The following is a 15,641-nucleotide window of genomic DNA, read 5'->3' on the forward strand; positions in this document are numbered from 1 at the left end:
GAGCGCAGCCGCCTGGAGACCATGGCGCTGCCGGTGCGGCTGCGCGACGACGGCACGCTCGACACCCGCTCGGCCCTCGACGTGCTCGCCTTCCATCTGGCAGCGATGGACCGACGCCAGGAAGCCGCTGAGGTGCTCCTGGCCGGGCGCCTGCCGGGTGTGGTGGCGGCTGAGCGGCTGAAGCTGGCGGTGGCGCTGCTGGACGAGCTTCCCCTGGCCCAGCGCAACGCCCTCATGGAGATGGCCCTTGATCAGGCCGCCACAGGTGGGGCCTGGGGTCTGGCGGCCCAGCTGCTCGATGATCAGCAGGCCCTGCAGCGGCTCGAGGGGGGGGATCCGGAACCGGCGCGGCAGCGGCGGTTGCGCCTCAGCCGCCGCATTGACGACACCTACGCCGAATGGCTGCTGCGGCGCGATGATCCCTCCGAGGCGGAGCGCAGCAAGGTGCTGGAGCAACGCCTGCGCTCCCCGCGCGACCCTGGAGGCCATGCCCCCTCCGCGGCACAACCGGCCAACCCGGCCCCCCAGGATCCAGTCGTCCCATCAGCCCCCGAGTCCGCCGAACCCATCACCCCATGACCGCCTATCAGCTGGGCCCGCTTCTCTACGAAGGCAAGGCCAAGCGGGTTTTCCGGACCGACCGGCCAGATCTGCTGGCCGTGGAGTTCAAGGACGAGGCCACCGCCTTCAACGCCCTCAAGAAGGCCGAACTGGCGGAGAAGGGCGCCCTGAACTGCCGCATCTCTGCTCTGTTGTTCGAGCACCTCCAGCGCGCGGGGGTGCCCACCCACTACCTGGGGATGCAAGGCCGGCACTGGATGCTGGTGCGGCCGGTGCGGGTGATCCCGCTGGAGGTGGTGATCCGCAACGTGGCGGCCGGATCGCTGTGCAAGCAGATGCCGATCGCGCCGGGTACGCCGCTGGATCCGCCCCTGCTCGATCTGTATTACAAGGACGATGCCTACGCGGATCCATTCCTGAGCGAAGCCCGGCTGGAGCGGCTGGCCCTGGTGACCAGCGAAGAGCGCCAGGAGCTGGAAGCCCTCGCCCGCCGGGTGAACGGGCTGCTGCTGGAGCTGTTCGCCGGCGTCGGCCTGAAGCTGGTGGACTTCAAGCTCGAGCTGGGCTTCACGGCCGAGGGCCAGCTGGTGGTGGCCGATGAGATCAGTCCGGACACCTGCCGCCTCTGGGACCTCGATGTGGACGATGACAAGGATCGGATTCTTGACAAGGATCGGTTCCGCCAGGACCTGGGCGGGGTGATCGAGGCCTATGGGGAGGTCCTCAAACGGGTCCAAGGGGTGATCCAAGGTCCCAGCCTCTACGGGTAAGGTCACGGCAATTTGCGGCCATGCCGCTTTGATTCGGAGAACCATGGGTGTCATCCCCAACGCCCGCACCAGCACTGCCTTCTCCGATGTCGGGCTTCGGTCCATGCCCCTCACCGTCTGGCTGGGGCTGCCTCTGCTGGCTCTGCTGGCGGTTCTGAGTCCCCCGAGGGCCGCTGCCCAGAGCCAGCAACCGGCTGTTGAAGTGGCCCAGGCCGCTGAGCCAGTTCCCGCCACCGGTTCAGAGCCTGGAACTGCTTCAGAGCCGGGCACGGCCGCCCCGGAAGCCGGCGAAGGAACTCCTGAGGCCGGCACTCCCGTTCCTGCACCGGCTGAGACGCCGGCGACGCCTCCCACCGGCGAGCCCCCCAGCTCGGCTAGCCCCGAAAGCCTTGCGCCGGCCAAGCCGGATGAACCGCGGGTTCTGGTCAGTGAGGTGGTGGTTCAGGGCCTCGAGGGTCACCCCGAGCGGGAGCGCCTGGAGCTGGCCGTCTACGACGCCATGGTGGTCCGGCCCGGCAGCCGGGTGACGCGCAGCGAGTTGCAGACGGATCTCTCCGCCATCTATGCCAGCGGCTGGTTCTCGGATGTGCGCATCCAGCCGGTGGATGGTCCCCTCGGGGTGCAGGTGGTGGTCATCGCCACCGCCAACCCGGTGCTGCAGAAGGTTGAGTTCGACGCCGCCAAGGTCAAGCTTCCGCCCACGGTCCTGGCGGACACCTTCGCCGCGGATTACGGCAGGACCCTCAACCTCAACACCCTGCAATCGCGCATGCAGGAGCTGCAGAAGTGGTATTCCGATCAGGGCTACTCCCTGGCGCGGGTCACCGGTCCCAACCGGGTGAGTCCTGATGGCACGGTGCTGCTCACGGTTCGAGAGGGCACCGTCGAGGGGGTGGAGGTTCAGTTCCTCAACAAGGAAGGCTCGGCCACCAACGACAAGGGCGAGCCGATCCGTGGCAAGACCAAGCCATGGGTCGTGAGCCGCGAAATCTCGATCAAGCCTGGGGAGACCTTCAACCGCCGCAACCTCGAGGAGGACATCAAGCGCCTCTACGGCACCGGCCTGTTCGGTGACATCAAAGTGACCCTGCGGCCCGTGCCGGCCAAGCCCGGCGAAGTGGTGATCGTGCTGGGGATCGTCGAGCAGTCGTCGGGATCCCTCTCCGGCGGTCTCGGTTACAGCCAGAGCCAGGGTGTGTTCGGCCAGATTCAGCTGCAGGACAGCAATCTGCTCGGCCGGGCCTGGGACCTGGGGGTCAATTTCACCTATGGCCAGTTCGGAGGCCTCGCCGACATCTCCTTCACGGATCCCTGGATCAAAGGAGATGCGTACCGCACGGCCTTCCGCGCCAGGCTGTTCCTCAGCCGCGACGTTCCTCAGATTTTCCAGAGCCAGAACAACGGCAACATCAACACGGTCACCGACTTCTACAAAGCGCCGGGCACCAGCGTTGCGTACAACATCAACAACAGCAACAACCCTGAGAGTAAAACCTTCCGCTCGGTCTCCGAAGCCGAATCGCAATCTCCCGACAACAGCTGGTTTGATTACGAAGGCAATTCCGTTGCCATTCAGCGAGCTGGCGGCAATATCCAGTTCGTGCGACCCCTCAACGGCGGTAACCCCTTCAAGCGGGCGCTCTGGAGTGTGGTGCTCGGCGTCAGTGCCCAGGAAGTCAGGCCGATCAACTTCGCCGGCTCAAGCCGACCCTTCGGCGTCAGTACCAATGATTTCAACGGCTCGGATGCTCCAGTCGACGATGTGATCTGCATCGCCTTCAACTGCGCCACCACCAATCAGTTGGTGGCCCTGCGGGTGGCGGCCACCCGCAACACCCTCAACGATCCCCGCAATCCCACATCCGGCTCCTTCCTCAGCGTCGGGACGGAGCAGTACGTCTCTGTGGGGCCAGATTCGCCCACGTTCAACCGCCTGCGCGCCAGTTACAGCTACTTCATTCCAGTCAACTGGCTGAAGTTCTACAAGGGTTGCCGGCCGAAGCCCGGTGAAACTCCCGACTGCAAGCAGACCCTGGCGTTTCAGTTCTCGGCCGGCACCAACATCGGTGATCTGCCTCCCTACGAAGCCTTCTGCCTGGGAGGTTCCAACTCCGTGCGCGGCTATGCCGACTGCGACATGGGCGTGGGACGCAGCTTCGGGGAGGCCACGATCGAATACCGCTTCCCCCTGTTCAGCATCGTCAGCGGAGAGCTGTTCGTGGATGGCGGCACGACCTTCGGCAGCCAGTCGGGAGTGCCGGGAAGTCCGGGCACGCTGCTCGACAAGCCCGGCAGCGGCTTCTCGGTCGGCACCGGTCTGATCGTCACCACACCGGTTGGTCCGCTGCGTCTGGAGGTGGCCAGCGAGGGCTTCACCGGTGACTGGCGCTTCAACCTCGGTGTGGGCTGGAAGTTCTAGTGACCGTCTGGCCCGAGGACTACAGCCAGGCCTGGACCCTGGGGACGTCTGTCGAGCGCACGGGGGTCGGGCTGCACAGCGGCACCTCCTGTCGCGTCCGCCTGCAGCCCAGCGAACGACCCGGTTATTCGGTGGGCTGGCTGGACGCACCGGCACTGGAGGCGGTGGCCCTGCACCCGTCGCAGGTGAGCGACACCCGCCTGTGCACGGCCCTGCGGCTGGATCAGCGCCGGCTGGCCACGGTGGAGCATCTGCTGGCGGCCCTGGCCGGCACCGGCCTCTCCCATGTGGAGCTGCTGGTGGAGGGTGAGGAGATCCCCTTGCTCGACGGGTCTGCTCTGCCCTGGGTGGAGGCGATCGCCGCAGCGGGTCTGCGACACCTGGGTCCCCGGGAGCCTCTCCGGCCTCTGGACGCTCCGATCACCCTGCAGCAGGGCCAGAGCTTCGCCACGGCCCTTCCCAGTGACACGCCAAGGATCGGTGCCGCGATCGAATTCAGCCAGCCCGCCATCGGCCGCCAGGTCTACTCGCTTGAGCTCACCCCTTCCTCCTTCGTGGAGCAGATCGCGCCAGCCCGCACCTTCGGCTTCCGGGATCAGATCGATCAGCTCCGGGCCGCCGGCCTGATCCGGGGCGGAGATCTGGAGAGTGCCCTGGTCTGTGATGGGGATCACTGGCTCAATCCCCCCCTGCGGTTCCCCCAGGAACCGGTGCGCCATAAGCTCTTGGACCTGCTGGGGGACCTGGCGCTGGCGGGCTTGCCCCAGGCCCAGGTCTTCGCCTTCCGTGGATCCCACGGGCTGCACACTGCCCTGGCAGCGGCCCTGGCCGCTCCATCCCGCTCGACCTGAAGCCCGTTGTCCGTTACTCCCGCTGGCGCTCCCCTGCTCACCTCCGAGCAGATCCTCAACCTCCTGCCCCACCGTTATCCCTTCGCGCTCGTGGACCGCGTGATCGAGTACGAACCAGGTAAGCGAGCTGTTGCCCTCAAGAACGTCACCCTCAACGAGCCCCAGTTCCAGGGTCATTTCCCTGGCCGCCCTCTGATGCCCGGTGTGCTGATCGTGGAGGCCATGGCCCAGGTGGGTGGTCTGATCGTCACTCAGATGCCGGAGTTGCCCAAGGGGTTGTTCGTGTTCGCCGGCATCGACGGGGTGCGCTTCCGCCGGCCGGTGGTGCCTGGTGATCAGTTGCGCATCAGCTGCGAACTGCTCGGTCTCAAACGCAAGCGCTTCGGCAAAGTGAGGGCTGAAGTCACCGTGGACGGAGACCTGGTCTGCTCCGGGGAACTCATGTTCTCCCTGGTTGACTGAGGCCATGACCAGCACAGCCGTGGAAACCACGATTCACCCCACCGCGGTGGTCGACAGCCGCGCTCAGCTCGGCCAGGGTGTTCAGATCGGTCCCTTCGCCGTGATCGGTCCTGACGTGCAGCTCGGCGCCGGCTGCCAGATCGGTCCCCATGTGGTGATCGATGGCCGCGTGACGATGGGCTCCGGTAACCGCATTTTCCCCGGCGCCTGCATCGGCCTCGAGCCCCAGGACCTCAAGTACGGCGGTGCCCCCACCGAGGTGGTGATGGGCGACGACAACACGATCCGCGAGTGCGTCACGATCAACCGGGCCACGGCCGACGGTGAGCAGACCCGCCTGGGCAGCGGCAATCTGCTGATGGCCTACAGCCATGTCGGCCACAACTGCCTGCTGGGCGACCGGATCGTGGTGGCCAACAGCGTGGCGATCGCCGGCCATGTGGTGATCGGCGACCGGGCGGTGATCGGCGGAGTGCTCGGCATCCACCAGTTCGTGCACATCGGCAAGCTGGCGATGGTGGGGGGCATGAGCCGCATCGACCGCGATGTTCCCCCGTTCGCGATCGTCGAGGGGCACCCAGGCCGCCTGCGCGGTCTCAACCGGATCGGGCTCAAGCGCAATGGCCTGGTCGACCGGGAGGGTGGAGCCGAGCTCAAGCAACTCCTGGAGGTGTGGAACCGTCTCTACCGCAGCCATGAGGTGCTGGCTGAAGCCCTCGCCCACATCCGAGCCGAAACCCTTCTGCCGGCCTCCGAAGAACTCTGCAGCTTCCTCGAGGCCTCGATCGCCCCAGGACGCCGTGGTCCCCTGCCCCACCAGCGCTGATGGTGCGGCTGCTGATCAGCACCGGTGAGGTGTCGGGGGATCTTCAGGGCGGCCTTCTGATCAAGGCCCTCCACGCCGAAGCCCAGCGACGTGATCTTCCTCTCCAGATCGATGCCCTCGGTGGCGAGCGCATGCGCCAGGCCGGTTCCCATCTTCTGGCCAACACCGCTCCGATGGGGGCGATCGGACTCTGGGAGGCTCTGCCCCTGGTGCTGCCCACCCTGCGGTTGCAGCGGCGGGTGGGCCGCTGGCTCTCCTGCTGTCCTCCCGACGCGGTGGTGCTGATCGACTACATGGGGGCGAACGTGAGCCTGGGCCGCCACATCCGCCACCGCTTCCCCGCGGTGCCGATCACCTACTACATCGCTCCCCAGGAATGGGCCTTTCGCCTCGGGGAGGGCGGGACCACCCGCCTGATCGGCTTCACCGATCGCATCCTGGCCATTTTCCCGGAGGAAGCCAGCTTCTACGCCTCCCGCGGTGCACGGGTCACCTGGGTCGGCCATCCCCTGCTCGACACCCTCGGCTCGCCGCCCACCCCTGAACAGGCCCGCGGGCAGCTCGGACTGAGTCCCGGCCAGCAGTTGCTGCTGCTGCTGCCCGCCTCCCGCCCCCAGGAGATGCGCTATCTGATGCCGTCCATGGCCGTTGCCGCGGCCGAACTGCAGCGACAGCGGCCAGGGCTGCGGGTGATGGTGCCTGCCGGACTGGCCAGCTTCGAGGCTCCCCTGTCCGAACAACTCGAGCGGGCAGGGGTGGAGGCCACGGTGATTCCAGCCGATCGCGCCGATGCCCTCAAGCCGGTCCTCTGCGCTGCCGCCGATCTGGCCCTGACCAAATCGGGAACCGCCAACCTGGAGCTTGCCCTGCGCGGCGTTCCCCAGGTGGTGGGCTACCGGCTCAGCCGGGTCACCGCCTTCGTGGCCCAGCGCCTGCTCGGCTTCAACGTGCCCCACATCTCTCCGGTCAACCTGGTGCTGGGAGAGCGGCTCGTGCCGGAACTGCTCCAGGACGACCTGACCCCGGAGGCGATCGTGGCCGCGGCGCTGCCCCTCCTCGATCCGAGCCCCGAGCGGACCCGGATGCTCGAGGGCTACGGCCGCCTGCGCGCTCTGCTCGGTGAGCCGGGTGTGACGCGCCGGGCAGCCTGTGAGATCCTCGATCAACTGACGGGATCCCCGACGTGACACCAAGGGTCAGACGCCAGGACAGGCCCCGATCAGGATCTGACTGGGGCCGTTTACGCCGGCCCGATCACCCCCTGCAGCGCGTGTCCATGGGCTTGGCTCCCGTGCTGCTGACGGTGCTGCTGCTGCTGCTTCCCGCGGCACCGGTGCTGGCGGCCGTCGAGGAGGCTGTCCTGGCCGGCGGTTGCTTCTGGTGTCTCGAGCACGATCTGGAAACCCTGCCCGGGGTTGTGGAGGCGGTCAGTGGCTTCAGCGGCGGCAGCGTCAGCAACCCCACCTATCGCCAGGTGTCGGCCGGCGGCACCGGCCACATCGAGAGTGTGCGGGTCCGCTTCGATACGGCCCGGATCAGCCTGCCCACACTCCTGCGCGCCTACTGGCGCAACGTGGATCCCCTCGATGGCGGCGGCCAGTTCTGCGACCGTGGCCCCAGCTACCGGCCCGTGATCTTCAGCCGCGGGACCAGCCAGCGGGATCAGGCCCGAGCCAGCCTGGCCTCCGCGGCCCGGGAGCTGGGGGTCAGGCCCAGAGCCATCAAGGTGGAGATCCGTGAGCTCGAGCGCTTCTGGCCCGCTGAGCCCTATCACCAGGACTACGCCGAGCGCAACAAGGTCCAGTACACCTACTACCGCTGGTCCTGCGGCCGCGATCGGCGGCTGGACCAGGTCTGGGGCTCGAACGCCCGGGGATCGCTTCCGTGGCGCCAGAAGAACTGAGAACGCCAGTAGGGAGACATGAAAAGGGGGTGGTGCCCACACCCTTCCCAGATCCAAGCAATCCGCCTACGTTAAATCGACACGGAGACCAGCTTGAGTGGGTTGTATGTATCTGCTGACGATCCGGGACGGTCTGGTCACCCGCCACATCGGGCCATACACGAGTCCCAAGCAGGCCGTCGATGATCTGGATCGCCTGATGGCCTCCTTCGGGGAGCGTGCCCGCTGGCAGATTCATGAGCTGGAGGAACCGGGCAGTCTGCTGGACACGCCCGCGGGCGGCAAGCGACGGGAGCCTCAGGCGTTGATGGGATCCTCGGCGAGCCCTGTGGCCGCCTGATCCGGTTCAAGCGCGGTTGTCTGGCCCCGGGCGTGCGTTGCGGGGGTAGCCGCGCAGCAGTCCGCTCTCCACCATCAGACCCACGCCTGCGGTCACGCAGATCAGGCCGAGGGTTCCATACCAGAACCAGGGGCCCGGTGCCGCCAGTTTCTGGTTGAGTGCCGCCAGGTGCAGGGTGCGGCGGGTGATGGCCTCGCCCACCAGGCAGAGACCCAGCGGCAGGAGCAGGACCCCCAGCTGAGCGCGGATGTACCAGCGGATCTTCTGGGCAGCCATGGCGTCGGGGTCCGGCGTCAGCGGTGCCAACCCTAAGCCGCACCCCCGCGGCTCACCCATTCCACCAGGGTGCGGACGCCGAAACCCGTGGCGCCGGCGGGGTCCAGCCCCCGACCATTTTCGCTCCAGACCGTGCCGGCGATGTCCAGATGGGCCCAGGCCAGATCGTCAGGAACGAAATCCTGCAGGAAGAGCGCGGCGGTGATGGCGCCGCCTGGGCGCGGGCCTGTGTTCTTCATGTCGGCCACCGGGCTCTTGAGCCCTTTCCTGTAGGAGGTCTGCAGCGGCATCCGCCAGAAGGCCTCCCCACCGCTGCGGCCCGCCTCCAGCAATGCTGCGGCCAGGGTGTCGCTGGGGGACCAGAGACCGGCGATCTCCTCGCCCAGGGCGATCACGCAGGCTCCGGTGAGCGTGGCCAGATCCACCACGGCATCGGGCTCCAGCTTGGCTGCGTAGACCAGGGCATCGGCGAGGGTGAGACGCCCCTCGGCGTCGGTGTTGTTCACCTCGATCGTCTTGCCGTTGGAGGCGGTGAGGATGTCACCGGGGTGGATGGCCTCGCCGCTGATCATGTTTTCGCAGGCCGCCACGATCACATGCACCTCCACACCCTGCGGGCGCAGTTCGGCGATCGCCCGGGCTGCCCCCAGCACCGCGGCACTGCCGCCCATGTCGTACTTCATCATCTCGATCTGAGAACCGCCGGTCTTGAGGTTGTAGCCTCCGGAATCGAAGGTCAGTCCCTTGCCGATCAGCACCAGCCTCCGGCTGGAGCCCCCCTCAGGGTGGTAGGTGAGATGAATGAATTTGGGTGGGAGACTGGATCCCCGGGCCACTCCGAGATAGGCGCCCATGCCAAGGGCTTCGCAGTCGGAGCGCTCCAGCACCTTCAGCTCCAGGCCGAACTCCCTGGCGATGCCCTCGGCGGTGTCGGCGAGAGCCTGGGGGGTGACCACGTTCGGAGGCGCCGCCACCAGCTGCCGTGCCAGCTCCACACCCGCGCAGGTGGCGGCCACTCCCTCAAGGCCGGCGGCGGCCCCGGCGGCCAGGCCCAGAAGGCTCACGACCTCGGGAATCGGCTTGGTTTCGGCCTCACTGCGGAAGCGCTGGTCGACGTAGAGACTCAGGCGCACGGCTTCGGCCATCGCCCGCGCCGCCGCCTGGGGCTCCAGGCCCTCGCTGGGCAGGGCCAGGCCCAGCTCACGGCCGGGTCCCGCCGCCTTGGCGATGGCGGCCGCGCCGTTGCGCAGGGCCTCGAGATCGAAGCGGCCGGCTTCCCCCAGCCCGACCAGCACCAGCTTCAGGGGGGTGGGCTGGAGCCGGGTGAGGCTGACGCACTCGCCCGGCTTGCCCTTGAAGCTCTGGCGCTCCAGCAGCGACTGCAGCCCTGGCCCGAAGCGGGCTTCGAGGGCCTCGAGGCGTTCGCCCGACTCGTCCTGGAACAGGCCGACACCGAGGGTGTCACCGCTCCATGCGGCCAGCGGGGTGGAGGGACAGCTGAACTGCATGGAGGGCCGGACATCGGGCCGCGATCGTAGCGACGGCATTCAGCCGCCATCACTGGTGAACGGGGTGCTCCAGCGCTGCCGGGTCTCTTTGTTGAAGGGCGGTTGCCAGCGGCGGATCAGGGCCTGCTCCAGGGCTCGCCTGGCGCGCACCGCGGCCGGCACGTCGCAGCAGAAGCGAATGCTGCAGCGGCACTCCAGGCCCACATGACCCATGGCCTCGGCATAGGAGGCCAGGTAGCCCTTGCAGTCGTGCTCCCCTTTCCAGCGCCGGTGGGCCTGGCCGGTCTCGCCCACGTAGAGCAGCAATGGTGAGGCCAGCAGCGGTGGTCGGTCCATCACCAGGTACAGGGCAGGGCCCAGCTGGGGCGGCTCGGGCCAGCGCCAGAACTGCAGGTTCTGGGCCTCGAAGGCCAGGGGATCGAACCGGGCCGCCCGCTCCCGGGGATCCTCGCTGCCCATGTCACTGCCGCCGTCGGCTTCGCCGGCGAAAAGGACTCCCTGCCGATGACCGCTGGTGCTGCCCTCGAACAGTGGCCCCTGAAACTCACCGAGGCGCCGCTGCCACTCGAGCAGCTGCTCACGCAGCAGGGGCAGCGGTGTTGGGCCCATTCCGCCGCCGCCTGGTGGGGCGCCGCCCTGGAACAGGTCCTGCTGCCGTCCCCTGGACATGCTCAACGGGAGGCCGGTGGCCGGGGCGGCCTCGGCAACTCCGGGCCGATGGGCCCCTGGCCGAAGCTCACCCGTCCGATCAGACCCTCCACCAGCTCGGCCGGCAGTTGCAGGCGCTGCTGGAGATCGGCCAGGTCACGGAAGGGGGCGCGGCTGCGCTCCTGCAGCAGGCGCCGGCAACGGTCCTCCTCAAGATCGAGCTGGGCCCCGAGCTGATCAGCTCTGCAGCGGTTCAGATCGAGTGGTGCCGGCCGAGCCGCAGGCGGGTCGCCGTACCAACGGAACTCCAGCAAGGGCATCCAGCTGTGCATCAGCTCCTCGCCTAGACCGAGCAGATGCTGGAGGTCCTCCGGTCCGCTGAGCTGAACGCCACCGCTCTGCAGGCGCAGCAGCAGATCCACCTGGGTGGGAGTGCAGCCCGGCAGGCGCAGCCAGTCGGCGGCGGTGGCCCGGTTCACATCCAGGCGCCAGCCCAGGGCTGCCGCCAGGCGTACGTCCTGGGCGGTTTTCAGCCGCAGGCCGGGATTCTGGGCGAGTTTGAGGGCCAGTAGGTCGCGCTCGACGCTGTCGTCGCCGCTGCTCGCGGGCTGCGGAGGTTCAGGCGAACGACGGATCTGACCCGTGGCCTCCAGCAGGCTGCGGGCGAGGGGATCCAACCAGTGCCCCTTGGCCATGGCGGCAAACCAGCTCTGTGCAACTGGGGCGAAGTTAGCGGCTGAGGCGTGGCTGTTACGCCAATCCGTACTCGCCTCCGGCTGTGGAGGACCCCAGAATCGTCGTCATCGCCTCATGCCTGGCACGCCCCATGGCCTTCTTCGAATCCGAGATCGTTCAGGACGAAGCCAGACGGCTGTTCACCGATTACCAGCAGATGACCCAGCTGGGGGGCGATTACGGCAAGTTCGACCGCGAAGGCAAAAAACTGTTCATCGACCAGATGGAAGCCCTGATGGAGCGCTATCGGGTGTTCATGAAGCGCTTCGAACTCTCCGAGGATTTCCAGGCGAAGCTCACCGTTGAGCAGCTGCGTACCCAGCTGGGGCAGTTCGGCATGACCCCTGAGCAGATGTTCACCCAGATGCACCAGACCCTGGAGCGGATGAAACGGGAGCTGGAAACCAGCTCCTGAAGCAGCCCCCGATCTTCTCCGCTTCCCTGTTCTTCCCAACCTGTCTCCACCCGGCCAGACCTCGGATCGTCAGCTTGAGGGCGGCAGGCGGACCTGCCGGAGAAAGGCCAGGAAACTGGCCCCCAGCCGCCGAGCACCGGCGCTGGAGAGGTGATCGGTGTCCCGCAGGAGTTCCAGTACGGCCTCATTGTCGCAACCCTTTCCACACAGAGCAGGAATGGGGTCGTAGAGCTGCACCTGTGCTGGAAGCACCTGCCGCAGGCGGCGATTGAGAGCGATGGCATGGTCGAGCTCCCTGGTCACGGTGCGCTCGCAGTCCTGCTTGGGTTGCACGTTGAACCAATCCGGTACGCAGTTGCGGATGTCCGGGTTACGAGGGGTGGCACCCACCAGCACCACCGCCCCCCCCCTGGCAGCGGCCTTCATGGCAAAGCGATCGAGACCCTGGCGATAGAGCTCCAGCTTCCGCTCGCCGGAGAGCACCGGCCGACCATCGCTTCCCAGGATGTCGTTGCGGGTGTCCCGCAGCTGGGAGCTGTCTCCGAGGTGACTGAGCAGGTAGCCGGTGATCACCACCACATCCCCCGGCCGGATGAATTCGAGCAGTTGCGATTCGGCCAGATCGAGGAACCGGGAGCAGATGGATTGGCTGTGGCCGTAGGGGGTGTTGGGGAAGAGGCAGCCGGTGTGGGCCAGCAGCGTCACTTCGGCGTTCCCCGCCTGCCGCACATGGGCCAGCACCGGCGAGAAGGCCATGGCATGGCTGTCGCCGATCAGAAACACATGGGGCGGTGCAGGACTCCCCGTCGTGGAGGGAGTTCGCTCCGGCGGGGCGGTGCAGGTCTCGAGCAGCCGCGCAAAGCCCTCTGGGCTTGTGGGTCCCTGTTGATCCGTGTTGTTGAGCTCGCAGGCCTGCGGAGTGATGCGGGTGTCGGGGATCGCCAGGTTGCTCCACGGCTCCCGACGGGCATGGCTGTTGTGGTTGCCCAGGAAGATCTGGGCCTGCGCGTGACGATCCGTCCACACCAGCACCCAGGCCCCGACCAGGACGGTGAGAACCCCCGCCGAGATGGCGCGCCAGCGCCCTGCGGGAAACAGGCCCCGGCGCAGCGGGGCTTCCACCCAGCGGTAACTGGTCATGGCCAGGGCGATCATCAGGCCGATCTGGATCGGCAACGTCCACCACTGCACGCCGACCGTGAAACGACTGACATACAGCACGGGCCAGTGCCACAAATAGAGCGAATAGGAGAGCAGTCCGATCCCCACGGCATGGGGGTGACGGAGCAGGCCCGACACCTTCCCTTCCGGTTCCCTGAGCACCGCCGCGATCAACAGGGTCGTCAACACCACCATGAGCGGAGCCCCCACCGCCATCGCGCTGGTGGGAAGCCCCACGAGCGTGGCAAGCAGAAGACCCACCATCACCGGCGCGGGCAAGGGAAACAGGGGCAGGCAACCTGCTGCCTGCGGGTCAGGCGACGACCCAGGGGGCGAAGACATCCCCAGATAGAGCAGACAACCAGAGCCCAGCTCCCAGAAGCGGGCCGGCATCAGGTAGAAGGCGTCGATCGGCTGACGCACCGACAGCACAAGGAAGGCCAGCAGCGAAAGCAGGCTGACAAGGGCCACCAGCCGGAACAGGCGACGACGGCCACCTGGCCGTGCCGCGGTGAAGCCGGTGGCCCAGAGCAGCACAGGAAAGATCACGTAGAACTGTTCCTCCACCCCCAGCGACCACGTGTGGGTGAAGGCATTCAGCTGGGCGGGAGGCGCGAAGTAGTCGGTGGAGAGGTCGCGCAGGTGGAGATTGGCGTACCCGAGCAGGGAGGTGACGCCGGTCCGCAGCGACACCCCCGCCAGTGGATCGAACAGGCAGGCCAGCAGGCTGGTGATCATCACGCACACCACCAGGGTGGGCAGGATGCGCCGCACCCGCCGGGCATAGAAGCTCAGCAGCAGGTCGCCCAGACCCTTGCTCGCTGGCCGAGCGGCCAGGGATGCCGTGATCACGAACCCGGAGATCACGAAGAAGATGTCGACGCCGAGATAACCGCTGGGCAGGAGGTTGCTGTCGAAGTGATGCAGGATCACGCTGAGCACGGCCAAAGCCCGCAGGCCGTCGATCTCCGGCTTGTACCGAGTCCCCATTCAGGCCGCAATCGTGACCGATACCTGATGAACCTATAAGGGCCAGCTCGTGGAGCTGACCCGTGACCCGTCAATCGCCCCCTGGAAAGCGCCCGGCAACGGCACCATGAGCCTGTGGCAAGCCTGAACTCCTGCGACTGCTTACGATCCGCGCCGACGGTTCCGTGCTGATGGCTGAAACGACCCCTCCCCCTCTGCCGCCATGGCTGGAGCGTGGACTGGCCGACCTGTTCCCCGCCGGCCCGTGGGCGGATCCGGACCAGAACCTGGTGGCGCGCCTGGCAGAGGCGGATCACCGAGGTCAGCCCCTGCGGGTGAAGCTGGGCATCGATCCCACCGGCTCCGACATCCACCTCGGGCACAGCATCCTGTTCCGCAAGCTGCGGGCTTTCCAGGACGCCGGCCACACCGCCGTGCTGATCATCGGCGACTTCACCGCCCGCATCGGCGATCCCACCGGCAAGAGCGCCACCCGGGTGCAGCTGGACGCCGCCCAGGTGGAGGCCAACGCCGACACCTACCTGGTGCAGCTGGGGCTCGGGCAGTCGCCGGATCGGGCCCTGCTGGATTTCGAGACCCCCGGTCGGTTGGAGGTGCGCCGCAACGGTGAGTGGCTGGCGGGGATGGACCTGCCGGCGGTGATCGATTTGCTGGGCATGGCCACGGTGGGCCAGATGCTGGCCAAGGAGGACTTCGCCAACCGCTACGGCGGCGGGACGCCGATCAGCCTGCATGAGTTCCTCTACCCGCTGCTGCAGGGCTACGACTCGGTGGCGGTGCGCGCCGACGTGGAGCTGGGTGGCACCGACCAGAAATTCAACGTGGCCATGGGACGGGATCTGCAGCGCCATTTCGGCCTGCGGCCCCAGTTCGGCCTGCTGCTTCCGATCCTGCCGGGCCTTGACGGGGTGCAGAAGATGAGCAAGAGCCTGGGCAACACGGTGGGGCTGACGGAGGACCCCCTGTCGATGTATTCGAAATTGGAGAAGGTCCCCGATGCGGTGGTGGACGACTACATCACCCTGCTCACCGATCTGGATCCCGACACCCTTCCTGGGGATGCCCGGGAGCGCCAGAAGGCCATGGCTCTGGCCATCACCGCCAGCCGACATGGCCTGGAGGCCGCCAGCGCCGCCCAGGCCGATGCCGCCAACCTGGTGGCTGGGGAGATGGCGGCCCGAACGGTCCCGGAGACCTCCCTCGCCCCCGTCACCTTCCCGGCCAAGGCTTTCCATCTGCTCAGTGCCCTTGGCCTCTGCGCCAGCAGCAGCGAGGCGCGGCGTCAGATCCAGGGCGGTGGGGTGCGCCTTGATGGAGAGAAGCTCACGGATGTGAACCGCAGCTTCAGCGCCGCCTCCGAGCTGGAGGGCCGGGTGCTGCAACTGGGTAAGAAGACATTCCTGCGGCTGGTGACGTGAGCCCTGCCGTGACCATCCCAGGGAGCGACGCGGCGGCGGCGGAGAGAATCATCATGGCTCTCGATCGCCCCGATGCCCCCTCGGCGCTGGCGCTGGTGGCCTCGATTCCCGATCTGCTCTGGGTGAAGGTGGGGCTGGAGCTGTTCTGTTCCGCCGGCCCCGACGTGGTGCGGCAGCTGCGCGGTGAGGGCCTGCGGGTGTTCCTTGATCTCAAGTTCCACGACATCCCGGCCACGATGGCCGGGGCCTGCCGCAGAGCCGCCCGGCTCGGGGCGGAGCTGATCACCGTCCATGCCTGCTCCGGCCGCGAAGCCCTGGCAGCGGCCCAGGCCGGCGCCTGCGAGGGGGCGGCCCGGGA

The 15,641-nt window shown here is 67.4% G+C and carries 16 protein-coding genes and 1 pseudogene; 12 read left to right on the forward strand and 5 right to left on the reverse strand.

Features of this window, described 5'->3' with window-relative positions:
• From VB734_RS05555 to VB734_RS05595, 9 genes and pseudogenes are all read left to right on the forward strand, one after another.
• Nucleotides 1-579: pseudogene (locus tag VB734_RS05555) on the forward strand (hypothetical protein); the annotation flags it as partial.
• Nucleotides 576-1,331 carry a phosphoribosylaminoimidazolesuccinocarboxamide synthase gene (gene purC / locus VB734_RS05560; protein ID WP_197162757.1) on the forward strand — a complete coding sequence of 252 codons (756 nt, stop codon included), beginning with the start codon at nucleotides 576-578 and terminating at the stop codon, nucleotides 1,329-1,331. The pseudogene VB734_RS05555 and the gene purC, both read left to right, overlap by 4 nt.
• Before the next feature lie 43 nt (nucleotides 1,332-1,374).
• On the forward strand, nucleotides 1,375-3,750 hold the full coding sequence (locus VB734_RS05565; protein ID WP_323243084.1) for a BamA/TamA family outer membrane protein: 2,376 nt from the start codon (nucleotides 1,375-1,377) through the stop codon (nucleotides 3,748-3,750).
• Nucleotides 3,750-4,601 carry a UDP-3-O-acyl-N-acetylglucosamine deacetylase gene (gene lpxC, locus VB734_RS05570; RefSeq protein WP_197162761.1) on the forward strand — a complete coding sequence of 284 codons (852 nt, stop codon included), beginning with the start codon at nucleotides 3,750-3,752 and terminating at the stop codon, nucleotides 4,599-4,601. The genes VB734_RS05565 and lpxC overlap by 1 nt, the downstream gene beginning before the upstream one ends.
• 6 nt (nucleotides 4,602-4,607) lie before the next feature.
• A complete protein-coding gene (fabZ, locus tag VB734_RS05575; protein ID WP_231594624.1) occupies nucleotides 4,608-5,063 on the forward strand; it encodes a 3-hydroxyacyl-ACP dehydratase FabZ in 456 nt (151 codons plus the stop codon).
• 4 nt (nucleotides 5,064-5,067) lie between these two features.
• A complete protein-coding gene (lpxA, locus tag VB734_RS05580; RefSeq protein ID WP_197162763.1) occupies nucleotides 5,068-5,889 on the forward strand; it encodes an acyl-ACP--UDP-N-acetylglucosamine O-acyltransferase in 822 nt (273 codons plus the stop codon).
• Nucleotides 5,889-7,076, forward strand: coding sequence for a lipid-A-disaccharide synthase (gene lpxB / locus VB734_RS05585; RefSeq protein ID WP_197162764.1), 1,188 nt, complete (start codon nucleotides 5,889-5,891; stop codon nucleotides 7,074-7,076). The genes lpxA and lpxB overlap by 1 nt, the downstream gene beginning before the upstream one ends.
• Before the next feature lie 89 nt (nucleotides 7,077-7,165).
• A complete protein-coding gene (msrA, locus tag VB734_RS05590; RefSeq protein WP_322781781.1) occupies nucleotides 7,166-7,792 on the forward strand; it encodes a peptide-methionine (S)-S-oxide reductase MsrA in 627 nt (208 codons plus the stop codon).
• Between the two features lie 106 nt (nucleotides 7,793-7,898).
• Nucleotides 7,899-8,132, forward strand: coding sequence for a hypothetical protein (locus VB734_RS05595; protein ID WP_322781780.1), 234 nt, complete (start codon nucleotides 7,899-7,901; stop codon nucleotides 8,130-8,132).
• Between the two features lie 6 nt (nucleotides 8,133-8,138).
• On the opposite strand, the gene VB734_RS05600 is transcribed toward VB734_RS05595, so the two are convergent.
• The 4 genes from VB734_RS05600 to VB734_RS05615 are packed head-to-tail and all read right to left on the reverse strand — an operon-like array spanning nucleotide 8,139 to nucleotide 11,259.
• Nucleotides 8,139-8,408, reverse strand: coding sequence for a hypothetical protein (locus VB734_RS05600; RefSeq protein WP_322781779.1), 270 nt, complete (start codon nucleotides 8,406-8,408; stop codon nucleotides 8,139-8,141).
• A gap of 32 nt (nucleotides 8,409-8,440) precedes the next feature.
• Complete coding sequence (locus VB734_RS05605) at nucleotides 8,441-9,916, reverse strand: leucyl aminopeptidase (protein WP_322781778.1); 1,476 nt, start codon at nucleotides 9,914-9,916, stop codon at nucleotides 8,441-8,443.
• Nucleotides 9,917-9,955: 39 nt separating this feature from the next.
• Nucleotides 9,956-10,585 (reverse strand): GIY-YIG nuclease family protein, encoded by a 630-nt coding sequence (locus VB734_RS05610; RefSeq protein ID WP_416223676.1) that lies wholly within the window; start codon nucleotides 10,583-10,585, stop codon nucleotides 9,956-9,958.
• Nucleotides 10,586-10,587: 2 nt separating this feature from the next.
• The gene (locus tag VB734_RS05615) at nucleotides 10,588-11,259 is read right to left on the reverse strand and encodes a hypothetical protein (RefSeq protein WP_322781776.1); all 672 of its coding nucleotides are present in this window, start codon (nucleotides 11,257-11,259) and stop codon (nucleotides 10,588-10,590) included.
• A gap of 131 nt (nucleotides 11,260-11,390) precedes the next feature.
• Between VB734_RS05615 and VB734_RS05620 the strand changes: the two genes are divergently transcribed.
• Nucleotides 11,391-11,714, forward strand: coding sequence for a DUF1825 family protein (locus tag VB734_RS05620; protein WP_197162777.1), 324 nt, complete (start codon nucleotides 11,391-11,393; stop codon nucleotides 11,712-11,714).
• Nucleotides 11,715-11,783: 69 nt separating this feature from the next.
• Here VB734_RS05620 and VB734_RS05625 read toward each other — a convergent pair whose 3' ends face one another.
• Nucleotides 11,784-13,865 carry an acyltransferase family protein gene (locus tag VB734_RS05625; protein WP_197162779.1) on the reverse strand — a complete coding sequence of 694 codons (2,082 nt, stop codon included), beginning with the start codon at nucleotides 13,863-13,865 and terminating at the stop codon, nucleotides 11,784-11,786.
• A gap of 170 nt (nucleotides 13,866-14,035) precedes the next feature.
• On the opposite strand from VB734_RS05625, the gene tyrS reads away from it, so the two are divergent.
• Together tyrS and VB734_RS05635 are read left to right on the forward strand one after the other, a co-directional pair.
• The gene (tyrS, locus tag VB734_RS05630) at nucleotides 14,036-15,283 is read left to right on the forward strand and encodes a tyrosine--tRNA ligase (protein WP_197162780.1); all 1,248 of its coding nucleotides are present in this window, start codon (nucleotides 14,036-14,038) and stop codon (nucleotides 15,281-15,283) included.
• 53 nt (nucleotides 15,284-15,336) lie between these two features.
• The coding region (locus VB734_RS05635; RefSeq protein ID WP_323243085.1) for an orotidine 5'-phosphate decarboxylase / HUMPS family protein at nucleotides 15,337-15,641 on the forward strand (305 nt) is incomplete at its 3' end.

It is taken from the genome of Synechococcus sp. BA-124 BA4 (assembly GCF_034931165.1).